Below are 12102 nucleotides of genomic sequence, written 5' to 3'. Positions count from 1 at the left end.
GCCCCAGACCCCGCGCCTCAAACTCCCCCAGCTACCGCTGGGAGGGGCCCCCGGGCGAGGCTGGATTTTGGCTGACCACCGCTGCCTAGTGCGGCTGCACCAGGCGGGCTGGTTTGCCCGCAGGGCAATCCAGCCCCGCCGGCGTTTGAGGCGCGGGCGCGGAGCGCCGTGTCGTTAGCTGCGCGCGGCAACGGGGCCGGGCAGCGCCTGGGTCTTTCAGCCGCGCCGGCGATTGAGGCGGGAACGGAGGAAGGGCGGGGAGGGGCCGGCTCCGCGCAGCGGCACCATACCCGCAGACGAGGGCCGGGCCCGGCCACGCGCAGCGGCCCCGCCCGGCAGGCCGACGGACGGAGTCCGGCGCAGCGGCGCGAAGCCGGGGAGGCCGCTTGCGGCCGAGACGCGCGAGCGGTGCGTCAAAAAGTCGTGGCGGCTTCCAGGAGGGCTGCCATGACACGGGTGTCCTTGTCGCGTTCCGGGTGCCACTGGACGCCCAGGACCCAGGCTTCGCCCTCCGGGAGTTCGATGGCCTCCACCGTGCCGTCCTCGGCGTGCGCCGAGACGATCAGGCCCCGGCCCACGCGGTCGACGGCCTGGTGGTGGTAGGTCGGGACGTCCGCCACCTCCGGGACCAGCTTCGCGTACCGCGTGCCGGGGACCGGCCGGACCGGGTGCCAGGAGGTGACGCCGGGGGTGTCGACGTGGCCGTCGATGTGCTGGATGAGGGTGCCGCCGAGCGCCACGTTCAGCGCCTGCATGCCCCGGCAGATCCCCAGCAGCGGAACCCCGCAGGCCAGCGCCGCCCCGATCAGCGCCAGCTCCCACTCGTCGCGGACGGTCGCGGGGGCTCCCGTACGGGGGTCGCGCGGGGCCCCGTAGTGGACGGGGTCCACGTCGGGGCCGCCGGCGACGATCAGGCCGTCCACCCGGCTCAGCACCTCCGCCGCCCGCACCGGTTCGTCCGGCGGCAGCAGCACGGCCGCACCGCCCGCCGCCTGTACGAGTTCGTAGTACCCGGAGGGGACGAGGGACGTGGGCAGGTCCCACACGCCGTAGCGGGTGGATTCCTCCACGTAGGTGGTGATGCCGATGAGCGGCCTGGGCACGGTCTTACCTCCGGGAAGGGCGGGGCGGGCTCAGCAGACGACGGGGACAGGATTTCAGTCGCGGGTCAACTCCGCCTCGGCTGCCGCAAGCGCGGCGAACTCCTCCTCGGGTGCGGAGGCGACCAGGCGGTGGCGGCTGTAGAAGGCGAAGTAGGCCAGGGCGACGGCGTACACGGCGACCGCGATGAACGCCGCGTCCTTGTCCACCAGGAAGGTGGCGACGAGCGCCGACAGGGCCAGGACGAAGGCGACGGACGAGGTCAGGACCCCGCCGGGGGTGCGGTACGGGCGCTCCAGGTTCGGCTCGCGGCGGCGCAGCACGATGTGCGAGAGGGCCATCAGGGCGTACGAGATCGTCGCGCCGAACACCGCGATGTTCAGCATCCGCGCCCCGTTGCCGGTGGCCGCCGCGAGGGCGAAGCCGATCGCGCCCGGAATCACCAGACCGAGGTACGGGGCCTTGCGCTGGGAGGTGAGCGAGAGGAACCGCGGCAGGTACCCGGCGCGGGAGAGCGCGAACAGCTGGCGGGAGCCGGCGTAGATGAGGGAGAAGAAGGAGGCGACGAGACCCGCGAGCCCGGCGTAGTTGACGAAGCGGCTGAGGGCGGTCGGCCCGCCGTCCCCTTCCAGCGCGACGACGAGGGGGTTGCCGGCGGACTTCACGGCGTCCGCGCCCTGGGCGCCGGTGGCCGCGAAGAAGGTGATGAGGGCGAGCAGGGCGAGGATGCCCATGGAGATGGCGAGGGCCTTCGGCATGGAGCGGACCGGGTCCTTGGCCTCCTCGGCGGCCAGCGGCACGCCCTCGACGCCGAGGAAGAACCACATGCCGAAGGGGAACGCGGCCCAGATGCCGAGGACGCCGAACGGCAGCCAGGAGCTGGAGCCGAACGCGCTCGTGTCGACGGCGATGTTGTCGAGGGAGCCCGCGTCGAACTCGGTGAGCGCCCCGAACGCGAAGATGAGCAGGGCGGCCACGGCTATGGCGGTGACGACCAGGCTGAAGCGCAGGGCCTCGCCCACGCCCCACAGGTGGACGCCGATGAAGACGACGAAGCAGCCGAGGTAGACGGGCCAGCTGGAGGTCAGCCCGAACAGGCCGAGGGATTCGACGTAGTCGCCGATGAAGATGACGATGGCGGCCGGGGCCAGGATGTACTCGATGAGGATGGCCGTGCCGGTGAGGAACCCGCCCCACGGGCCGAGCGCGCGGCGGGCGAAGCCGTAGCCGCCGCCCGCGGTGGGCAGGATCGTGGACAGCTCCGCGAGGGAGAACACCAGGCAGGCGTACATGGCGCCCATGAGGACGGTGGCGATGGCGAGGCCGCCGAAACCGCCCTTGTCCAGGCCCACGTTCCAGCCGGAGAAGTCGCCCGAGACGACGTACGCGACGCCGAGGCCGGTCAGCAGCAGCCAGCCGGCGCTGCCGCGGCGCAGGGTGCGGCGCTGGAGGTACTCGGCGTCCGCGTCCCCGTGGGAGGGTGGTGCGGCAGCGGATACGGGTGCGGTGTCGTCGGCCATGTGCGCTCCTGCCTAGGGCAATGCAATGGTTGTGAGGCGTACCTTTGCGTCCCGGGTGTGGCGGGCGCAAGACCCGTGCGTTAAACAGCGGTTACGAAAACCTCCCCGGCCCCACGGGATCGCCCCTCCGCGCCCCCTCAGGCCAGGAAGCCGCGCAGCAGCGCCGCCGTCCCGCAGCAGTGCTCGCGCATCACGGCCCGCGCCCCCTCGGCGTCCCGTTCCAGCACCGCCTCCACCAGGGCGGTGTGCTGCTGCTGCGAGTGCTCCAGATTGCGCACCAGCAGCGGGATGCAGTCCAGCAGGTCGTTCACGGTGGCCCGGACGGCCGCGTACTGGGCCGTCAGCGAGGCGGACCCGGCGAGTTCGCACAGGGTGAGGTGGAAGAGGGTGTCCTGGCGGCGGTAGTCGGCGAGCGGGGCGTCATGGGTGGCGGTCAGCGCGCGCAGCAGCCGCTCGGAGCCCTCCTCGGTCAGCCCGTGCGCGGCGCACAGTCCGGCCGCGCCCACCTCCAGCACCTCGCGGAACCGCAGCGCGTCCTCGATGTCCACCCCGGCGACCCGCCGCCGCAGCTCCTCCTCGGCGCCGCCGGCCGGGGTGTCCGGGCGGGCCAGCACAAACGTTCCGCCGTACCGGCCGCGCCGGGCCTCCACCAGCCCCTGGTCCTGGAGCACCTTCAGCACCTCGCGCAGGGTGACCCGGCTGATCCCCATCCGCTCCGCCAACTCCCGCTCGGGCGGAAGACGTTCCCCGCCCGGCACCAGACCCAGCCGGACCACCTGGAGGATCTGTTCGAGCGCCTCCTCGAAACCGTTGCCCGCCCGCACCTGCCGCAGCACGGGATTCAGCCGCGCGATCGCGCCGCCCTCGCCCACCGTGTCGGTCATCTCGGCTCCTCCCCTTCCCAAGCAATGGTCTTATTCAATACCTTAGGCCCACTCGGCTCACCGAAGGAGAGATTCCAGTGGTAGACCGCAAGCCGCCGCTCGCGCCCGAGGAGCTCCGCTCCCTCGTCGCCAGCGGTGAGATCGACACAGTGGTCCTGGCGTTCCCCGACATGCAGGGGCGCCTCCAGGGCAAGCGGTTCGCCGCACAGTTCTTCCTCGACGAGGTCCTCGCCCACGGCACCGAGGGCTGCAACTACCTCCTCGCCGTCGACACCGACATGAACACCGTCGACGGATACGAGATGTCCTCCTGGGACCGGGGCTACGGCGACTTCGCCATGCACTCCGACCTCGCCACCCTGCGCCGCATCCCCTGGAACCCCGGCAGCGCCTTCGTCCTCGCCGACCTCGCCTGGAACGACGCCTCGCCCGTCGTCGCCGCCCCCCGCCAGATCCTGCGCCGCCAGCTGGAACGCCTCGCCGAGCACGGCTACACGGCCATGGTCGGCACCGAGCTGGAGTTCATGGTCTTCCAGGACACCTACGAGGAGGCCTGGAACGCCGACTACCGCGGCCTGACCCCCGCCAACCAGTACAACATCGACTACTCGGTCCTCGGTACCGGCCGCGTCGAACCCCTGCTGCGCCGCATCCGCAACGAGATGCAGGCCGCCGGGCTGGTCGTGGAGTCCGCCAAGGGCGAGTGCAACCTCGGCCAGCACGAGATCGTCTTCCGCTACGACGAGGCGCTCACCACCTGCGACCAGCACTCCCTCTACAAGACGGGAGCCAAGGAGATCGCCGCCCAGGAGGGCGTGTCGCTCACCTTCATGGCCAAGTACGACGAGCGCGAGGGCAATTCCTGTCACATCCACCTCTCGCTGGGTGACGCCGACGGCAACAACGCCATGGCCGGTGACGGACCCGACGGCATGTCGCCCGTGATGCGGCACTTCCTGGCCGGCCAGCTCGCCGCACTGCGCGACTTCTCCCTTCTCTACGCCCCCAACATCAATTCGTACAAGCGTTTCCGCCCGGGATCCTTCGCACCGACCGCCGTCGCCTGGGGCTTCGACAACCGCACCTGCGCCCTGCGCGTGGTCGGCCACGGCCGCTCCACCCGCTTCGAGAACCGCCTCCCCGGCGGCGACGTCAATCCCTACCTCGCCGTCTCCGGCCTGGTCGCGGCCGGTCTCTACGGCATCGAGAACCGCCTCGAACTCCCCGAGGCCTGCACCGGCAACGCCTACACCGGCGACTACGCCCACGTCCCGGCCACCCTGCGCGAGGCCGCGGAACTCTGGGAGAACAGCGAGATCGCCAAGGCGGCCTTCGGCCCCGAAGTCGTCGCCCACTACCGCAACATGGCCCGCGTCGAACTCGACGCGTACGACTCCGCCGTCACCGACTGGGAACTGCGCCGCTCCTTCGAACGCCTGTAACGGACGGCGCCGCACCGCACCCGACCCGAACACCGAACACCAGAAAGGCACCACGTGTCCGATGTGCTGGCCCCAGCCACTCTGAGCGTGCTGAACCCGGCCACCGAGGAAATCGTCGCCACCGTCCCGGCCGCCACACGGGACGACGTCGACGCGGCCGTCGTACGGGCCGCCGCGGCCCAGCGCGGATGGGCGGCCGCCGCCCCCGCCGACCGGGCCAGACTCCTGCGGCGCTTCGCCGCGGTCGTCGACGGACACCTCGAGGAACTGGCCCGCCTGGAGGTCCGCGAGGCCGGCCACACCATCGGCAACGCCCGCTGGGAAGCGGGCAACGTACGCGACCTGCTGGACTTCGCCGCCGGGGGAGTGGAACGCCTCTCCGGCCGCCAGATCCCCGTCGCGGGCGGCATCGACGTCACCTTCCTCGAACCCCTCGGCGTCATCGGCGTGATCGCGCCCTGGAACTTCCCCATGCCGATCGCCGCCTGGGGCCTGGCCCCCGCCCTCGCCGCGGGCAACGCCGTCATCCTCAAGCCCGCCGAGACCACGCCGCTCACCGCCCTGCGCCTCGCCGAACTCGCCCTCGAAGCCGGGATCCCCGAGCACCTCTTCCAGGTGCTCCCCGGCCACGGAGCGGTCGCCGGGGACGCCCTGGTCGAGCACCCCGGAGTCGCGAAGATCGTCTTCACCGGCTCCACCCGCGTCGGCAAGCAGATCATGTCCAAGTGCGCCGAGCGGGTGAAGCGGGTCACCCTCGAACTCGGCGGCAAGAGCCCCAACATCGTCTTCGCCGACGCCGACCTGGAGGCCGCGGCCGCCGCGGCGCCGATGGCCTTCCTCGACAACACCGGCCAGGACTGCTGCGCCCGCACCCGGATCCTCGTCCAGCGCTCCGCGTACGACCGGTTCCTGGAGCTCGTCGCCCCGGGCATCGAGGGCGTGGTCGTCGGCGACCCGTCCGACGAGAAGACCCAGATGGGACCGCTGATCTCGCGGGTCCAGCTGGACCGCGTACGGTCCTACGTCACCGACGACCTCACGGCGGTCCGCGGCACCGCCCCCGAGGGCCCCGGCTTCTGGTACCCGCCGACCCTCGTCACCGGCGCCGCCCCCACCGCGCCCGTCGCCGCCGAGGAGGTCTTCGGACCGGTCGCCGTCGTCCTGCCCTTCGAGGACGAGGAGGACGCCGTACGCCTGGCCAACGCGACCGAGTACGGCCTGTCCGGCTCCCTGTGGACCCGCGACATCGGCCGCGCCCTGCGCGTATCGCGCGCGGTGCAGGCCGGCAACCTCTCCGTCAACTCCCACTCCAGCGTCCGCTACTGGACCCCCTTCGGCGGCTACAAGCAGTCCGGGCTCGGCCGCGAGCTCGGACCGGACGCCCTCACCGCTTTCACCGAAACCAAGAACGTCTTCATCAGCACGGAGGCCTGACCAGCATGTCGAACGAAGAGATCATCTGCCGCCGCCTCGTCGGCCGCACCGCCGTCATCACCGGAGCCGGCAGCGGCATCGGCCTCGCCACCGCCCGCCGCCTGGCTTCCGAGGGCGCGAACATCGTCTGCGGAGACATCGACCCCGTCGCCGGGAAGGCCGCCGCCGAGGAGGTCGGCGGCACCTTCGTCCAGGTCGACGTCACCGACAAGGAGCAGGTCGACGCCCTCTTCAAGACGGCCTTCGACACCTACGGCTCCGTGGACATCGCCTTCAACAACGCGGGCATCTCGCCCCCGGACGACGACTCCATCCTCACCACCGAACTCGACGCCTGGCGCCGCGTCCAGGACGTCAACCTCACCTCCGTCTACCTGTGCTGCAAGGCCGCCCTGCCCTACATGCAGCGCCAGGGCCGCGGCTCGATCATCAACACCGCCTCCTTCGTGGCCATCATGGGCGCCGCGACCTCGCAGATCTCGTACACCGCCTCCAAGGGCGGCGTCCTCGCCATGTCCCGCGAACTCGGCGTCCAGTTCGCCCGCGAGGGCATCCGCGTCAACGCCCTGTGCCCGGGGCCGGTCAACACCCCGCTGCTGCAGGAGCTGTTCGCCAAGGACCCCGAGCGGGCCGCCCGCCGCCTCGTGCACATCCCGCTCGGCCGGTTCGCCGAGCCCACCGAGATCGCCGCCGCCGTGGCCTTCCTCGCCAGCGACGACTCCTCCTTCATCAACGCCACCGACTTCCTGGTCGACGGCGGCATCTCCGGCGCGTACGTCACGCCCCTCTAAACGTTCACCCCCACACCACCCTCCCGACAGCCGGGCGTCGCACGACGCCCGGCTGTCGTGCTCTACCGTCCGCGACGATCTTCATCGGAATCAGGAGTGTTCATCTCAGTGACCCGACCCACCACCGCGCGCCGGCTCCAGGCCGTCGCCGCCGCCGTCGCGATGGCCGCCGGCACCCTCGTCGCCGCCGCGCCCGCCGCCCAGGCGGCCCGCCCCGGCGCGCACTGCACCACCCCGAAGCTCGCGGCCGGCTGGTACGGGGACAACCAGGCCCGCCTCCAGCAGCTGATCGACCAGTACGGCAGCTGCAACCCGTACCGCCCCGGCCGCGCCAAGCCCGTGGCCGTCTTCGACTGGGACAACACCGTCGTCAAGAACGACGTCGGCGACGCCACCATGTTCTGGCTGCTGCGCAACGGCAAGATCCGCCAGCCCGCGGGCGGGGACTGGTCCACCACCAGCCGCCACCTCACCCCGGCCGCCGCCGCTGCCCTCGCCACCGCCTGCGGCCCCCTCGCCCGCCCCGGCGCCCCGCTGCCCACCGGCACCCCCGGGGGCGCGGCCTGCGCCGACGAGCTGAACGCCGTCTACGGCACCGCCGCCACCCGCTCCGGCGCCGCGGCCTTCGCCGGCTGGGACCACCGTACGATCGAACCCGCCTACGCCTGGCTGCCGCAGCTGACGCAGGGCTGGACCGCGGCCCAGGTCCGCGGCTTCGCCGCCGCCGCCCGCGCCGAGAACCTCGCCGCCCCCGTCGGGGCCAAGCAGCAGGTCGGCACCAGCACCGCCACCGGCTGGGTCCGCTACTACGACCAGCAGCGGGACCTGATCAAGGGCCTCCAGAAGGCCGGTTTCGACGTGTGGATCAGCTCCGCCTCCCCGCAGCCCGTGGTCGAGGTCTGGGCCCAGGGCGTCGGCGTCCAGGCCGACCACGTCATCGGCATCCGCAACACCACCACCCGCGGCGGCACGTTCACCGCCCACCTCCAGGGCTGCGGATCCGTCAAGGACGGCGCCGACACGATGATCACGTACATCGACGGCAAGCGCTGCTGGATCAACCAGGAGGTCTTCGGGGTCCGCGGCGCCGCCGCCGAGAAGGTCCAGCCGGCCGCCCGCCGCCAGGTCTTCGCCGCGGGCGACTCCGACACCGACATCTCGTTCCTGCGCGACGCGACCGCCCTGCGGCTCGTCGTCAACCGCAACAAGAACGAGCTGATGTGCCGCGCGTACGACAACAGCGACGGCAAGTGGATCGTGAACCCGATGTTCATCGAGCCCAAGAAGCAGAAGACCGGGCCCTACCCCTGCTCCACCACGGGCTACGTCGACCACGACGGCACGGCCGGCCCCGTCCGCCGGGGCGACACCAGCGTCGTCCCCGACCAGACGGACAGCGTCTTCTAGTACCGGCTACAGGAAGGTGCGGCCCTCGCCCCGGTACGTCGGGGCGGTGGCCGTCACCCGGTCGCCCTCGATCAGGTGCAACACCTCGAAGCGCTCGCACAGTTCACCGGCCTTGGCGTGCCGGAACCACACCCGGTCGCCGATCAGCAGATCGTCGGCCGGGCCGCCCAGCAGCGGGGTCTGCACCTCGCCCGCGCCCTCCTGCGGGTCGTAGCTCAGCCCGGCGGGCAGGTACGGCACGGGCAGCCGGTCGGCGCCCGCCGCCCCCGAGGCCGGATAGCCCCCGCCCAGCACGGTGACCACCCCGACCCCCGGGCGGCGCACCACCGGCTGCGCGAACAGCGCCGCGGGCCGGCCCCGGAACGAGGTGTAGTTGTCGAACAGCCGCGGCACGTACAGCCCCGACCCGGCGGCGATCTCCGTCACCGCGTCCTCGGCGGCCGTCTCCGCGACGCTGCCGGTGCCGCCGCCGTTGACGAACTCCAGGTCCGGCACCACCGCCCGCACCGCCCGCACCACCTCGGCCCGCCGCGCGGCCAGCTCCCTGCGGGCCGCCCCCTGCATCAGCCGGATCATCCGCGAGCGCACGGGCCGCCCGGCGAGATCGTCGCCGACCCCGGCGATGTGGCCCTCGTAGGCCATCAGCCCCACCACCCGGAACCCGGGCCGCTCGTTCACCGCCCGCGCCAGGGCGGCCAGCTGCGCGGGCTCCCGCAGGGGCGAGCGCCGTGCTCCGACCCGGACCCGGCCGCCGAGCAGGTGCAGGGCGGTGTCCAGTTCCAGGCAGACCCGGATCTCCTCCGCGCCCCCGTCCCGCGACCGCTCGATCAGGTCCAAGTGCGCCGCGTCGTCGACCATCACCGTGACGGCCGCGGCCAGCTTCGCGTCGTGCGCCAGCTCCCCGAACGCCGTCCGGTCCGCCGACGGATAGGCGAGCAGCACGTCCTCGAACCCGGAGCGGGCCAGCCACAGCGACTCCGCCAGGGTGTACGACATGATCCCGGCGAACCCCGGCCGTGCCAGGACGCGTTCGAGGAGCGCCCGGCAGCGTACCGACTTGCTGGCGACCCGGACCGGCTTCCCGCCCGCGCGCCGGACGAGGTCGTCGGCGTTGGCGTCGAAGGCCTCGAGATCCACGATGGCCAGCGGGGCGTCGAGATGCGCGGTCGCCCGGTCGTACCGAGCCCGGTCGGAAGTCATGGGCGGCAGCTTGCCAGACGCCTCTACCGGTGGGTAGGCCCTTGCCCTGGCCGGGCGGTACGGGGATCGCCCGGACTGCTTCCGGGGGCTCCGCCCCGGACCCCCACGCCGCAATCGCCGGCCCGGCGGGGCAGGGGCCTGTCGTCAAACTCCCGTCGTCGCCCGAAGGGCGGCCTCGCGGCGTCTGGTGCGTGCTCTCGGCGTGCCGGGCGGAAGCCCGCGTACTGGACGTACTTGGGCTTTCGCCCGGTGCGGCGAGAGCGCGTGCCAGGCGTCGCGAGGCCGGGGGCACCTCCCAGCGGTAGCTGGGGGAGGGAGTTTGACGACAGGCCCCAGGGCCCCCACATCCCCGCCCGGGCCGGGGCAACGGCCCCGTAGAGTACGGACAGGCAGCCGTACGGAACGGGGGGCGGAGCCGCCGGATGACCACGTCGACACCACGGACCGCGGTCCTCGGCGAGCCCGAACCGCCCGCCCCCCCACCCGCGTTCCCGGCCCCGCGCCGCGGCCCCGGCCGGATCGTGGCCGCCACCCTGTGCGCCCTCCTCGGCTCCGGCCTCCTCGCGGGCGCCGCCGCCACCGCCTGGCACGAACACCGCGCCGCGCAGCGCCCGCTGCCCCCCGGCGCCGTCTACCGCGAGGCGGCCTCGCTCTGGCACACGGCCCCCGTGGACCGTCTCCTGCCGCCCCTCCTGGACGGCCCCGACAGCGGCCCCGGCGGCGCCGACCGTCGCTGGACCCGGATCGCGCTGGCCCCCGACGCCGACTGCGCGGCCGCCCTGAACCCCGAGTGGCGGGCCGCGCTCACCGCCACCGGCTGCACCCGCGTGCTCCGCGCCACCTACACCGACGCCACCCGCAGCTCCCTGGTCACCGTCGGCCTGGTCTTCACCCCCGCCGACGCCGCCGCCATGGATGGCCTGCGCGGCCGGCTGCCCGCCCCGCCCGCCTACGAGTACGCCGACTCCCGGCGCGCCGCCTGGACGGCGAGCGTCGTCGCCGGGGCCCCGGCCGTGGTCTACGCCGTCTCCGCCTTCGCCGACGGCCGGGTCCTGGACGCGCCGGTCCCGGCCGAGGAGGCCACCCGCCAGGGCGCCACCGGCGTGGTGGCCGAAGCGGGCCTCGGCCACGGGGCCACGTCCGTCGCCGGCCGGGTCGAGCGCTCCCTCGGCGCCCTCGCGGCCCCGCCCGCCGCCAAGGACACCCCGCGCCCGGAGCGCCGCCGATGAGCCATGCCCGCCCCGCCGTCCACGGCCGCTGCGCCCCCACGGTCACCCCGGCCATGGAGCGCCGCCGATGACCCATGCCCGCCCCGCCGTCCACGGCCACCCCGCGCCCGGAATCCGGCCGATGCCGCCCGCACGCCCGGTCCGTGCATGGACCCGTGCCCGCGCCACCGCCGTCGGCGCGCTGGCCCTGGCGGCCCTGCTGACCGCCGCCACCGCGCCGCCGGCCGCCGCCGACACCATCCGCGACCGCCAGTGGGGTCTGCTGGCCCTGCGCGCCGAGGAGGCCTGGGGCACCACCCAGGGCGACGGGATCACCGTGGCCGTCCTCGACACCGGCGTTGACGCCACCCACCCCGACCTCGCCGGACAGGTCCTCGACGGCACCGACCTCGTCGGGATGGGCGCCGGCCGCGGCGACCGCGCCTGGGCCCGGCACGGCACCGCGATGGCGAGCATCATCGCGGGCCACGGCCACGGACCCGACCGCTCCCAGGGCGTCCTCGGCATCGCGCCCCACGCCAAGGTCCTCCCGGTCCGGGTGATCCTCGAGGAGGGCGACCCGGGCCGCGCCCAGGCCCGCGACAGCAAGTCCGGCGCCCTCGCCGAGGGCATCCGCTGGGCCGCCGACCACGGCGCCGACGTGATCAACCTCTCGCTCGGCGACGACAGCGACTCCGCCCACCACGAATCCGCCGAGGACGAGGCCGTCCAGTACGCCCTCGGCAAGGGCGTGGTCGTCGTCGCCTCCTCGGGCAACGGCGGCGAACGCGGCGACCACACCTCCTACCCCGCCGCCTACCCCGGGGTCATCGCCGTCGCCGCCGTCGACCGGCAGGGCCGCAAGGCCGCGTTCTCGACCCGCCACTGGTACGCCAGCGTCAGCGCGCCCGGCGTCGACGTGGTCATCGCCGACCCCGACCGGGCCTACTACGAGGGCTGGGGCACCAGCGCCGCCGCCGCCTTCGTCTCCGGCGCGGTGGCCCTCGTCAAGGCCGCCCACCCCGGGCTCTCCCCGGCGCAGGTCAAGAAGCTGCTGGAGGACACCGCCCGCAACGCCCCCAGCGGCGGCCGCGACGACTCCCGCGGCTTCGGCT

The 12102-nt window shown here is 73.5% G+C and carries 10 protein-coding genes; 6 read left to right on the top strand and 4 right to left on the bottom strand.

Translation table 11 applies throughout. The annotated features are described in order from the left end of the window. Window positions 1-413: 413 nt before the first annotated feature. From ACFV0Q_RS29550 to ACFV0Q_RS29540, 3 genes are all read right to left on the bottom strand, one after another. On the bottom strand, window positions 414-1103 hold the full coding sequence (locus tag ACFV0Q_RS29550) for a gamma-glutamyl-gamma-aminobutyrate hydrolase family protein (protein ID WP_385009421.1): 690 nt from the start codon (window positions 1101-1103) through the stop codon (window positions 414-416). A 54-nt stretch (window positions 1104-1157) separates the two neighbouring features. After that, entirely contained in the window at window positions 1158-2621 is a 1464-nt protein-coding gene (gene eat / locus ACFV0Q_RS29545) for an ethanolamine permease (protein WP_385009420.1), read from the bottom strand. Window positions 2622-2758: 137 nt separating this feature from the next. Next, entirely contained in the window at window positions 2759-3505 is a 747-nt protein-coding gene (locus tag ACFV0Q_RS29540) for a FadR/GntR family transcriptional regulator (RefSeq protein WP_385009419.1), read from the bottom strand. 77 nt (window positions 3506-3582) lie between these two features. On the opposite strand from ACFV0Q_RS29540, the gene ACFV0Q_RS29535 reads away from it, so the two are divergent. The 4 genes from ACFV0Q_RS29535 to ACFV0Q_RS29520 all read left to right on the top strand — a co-directional run bounded on the left by ACFV0Q_RS29535 (window position 3583) and on the right by ACFV0Q_RS29520 (window position 8579). After that, a complete protein-coding gene (locus tag ACFV0Q_RS29535) occupies window positions 3583-4947 on the top strand; it encodes a glutamine synthetase family protein (protein WP_385009418.1) in 1365 nt (454 codons plus the stop codon). A 54-nt stretch (window positions 4948-5001) separates the two neighbouring features. Further along, a complete protein-coding gene (locus tag ACFV0Q_RS29530) occupies window positions 5002-6381 on the top strand; it encodes an aldehyde dehydrogenase family protein (RefSeq protein WP_385009417.1) in 1380 nt (459 codons plus the stop codon). 5 nt (window positions 6382-6386) lie between these two features. Then, window positions 6387-7172 carry a 3-oxoacyl-ACP reductase gene (locus ACFV0Q_RS29525; protein ID WP_385009416.1) on the top strand — a complete coding sequence of 262 codons (786 nt, stop codon included), beginning with the start codon at window positions 6387-6389 and terminating at the stop codon, window positions 7170-7172. Between the two features lie 108 nt (window positions 7173-7280). After that, on the top strand, window positions 7281-8579 hold the full coding sequence (locus ACFV0Q_RS29520) for a haloacid dehalogenase-like hydrolase (RefSeq protein ID WP_385009415.1): 1299 nt from the start codon (window positions 7281-7283) through the stop codon (window positions 8577-8579). 6 nt (window positions 8580-8585) lie between these two features. Here ACFV0Q_RS29520 and ACFV0Q_RS29515 read toward each other — a convergent pair whose 3' ends face one another. Next, window positions 8586-9779: an amino acid deaminase/aldolase gene (locus tag ACFV0Q_RS29515; protein ID WP_385009414.1), complete on the bottom strand. Its 1194-nt coding sequence runs from the start codon at window positions 9777-9779 to the stop codon at window positions 8586-8588. 422 nt (window positions 9780-10201) lie between these two features. On the opposite strand from ACFV0Q_RS29515, the gene ACFV0Q_RS29510 reads away from it, so the two are divergent. Both ACFV0Q_RS29510 and mycP read left to right on the top strand, forming a co-directional pair. Further along, window positions 10202-11008, top strand: a complete 807-nt coding sequence (locus ACFV0Q_RS29510; protein WP_385009413.1) for a hypothetical protein — start codon at window positions 10202-10204, stop codon at window positions 11006-11008. A 121-nt stretch (window positions 11009-11129) separates the two neighbouring features. Further along, window positions 11130-12102, top strand: a 973-nt coding sequence (gene mycP, locus ACFV0Q_RS29505; protein WP_385009422.1) for a type VII secretion-associated serine protease mycosin, incomplete at its 3' end; no start/stop codon positions are given.

Origin of the sequence: Streptomyces sp. NPDC059564, assembly GCF_042735575.1 — a bacterium.
Lineage (GTDB): Bacteria > Actinomycetota > Actinomycetes > Streptomycetales > Streptomycetaceae > Streptomyces.
The sequence above is the reverse complement of the archived record's forward strand: the minus strand, read 5'-3'. Positions and strand labels throughout refer to the sequence as shown.

What these genes read in the sequence shown, in the direction of transcription:
- ACFV0Q_RS29510 (WP_385009413.1), top strand. Translation starts at nt 10,202, where the DNA reads ATGACCACGTCGACACCACGGACCGCGGTCCTCGGCGAGCCCGAACCG.
- ACFV0Q_RS29525 (WP_385009416.1), top strand. Translation starts at nt 6,387, where the DNA reads ATGTCGAACGAAGAGATCATCTGCCGCCGCCTCGTCGGCCGCACCGCC.
- ACFV0Q_RS29515 (WP_385009414.1), bottom strand. Translation starts at nt 9,779, where the DNA reads ATGACTTCCGACCGGGCTCGGTACGACCGGGCGACCGCGCATCTCGAC.
- ACFV0Q_RS29540 (WP_385009419.1), bottom strand. Translation starts at nt 3,505, where the DNA reads ATGACCGACACGGTGGGCGAGGGCGGCGCGATCGCGCGGCTGAATCCC.
- eat (WP_385009420.1), bottom strand. Translation starts at nt 2,621, where the DNA reads ATGGCCGACGACACCGCACCCGTATCCGCTGCCGCACCACCCTCCCAC.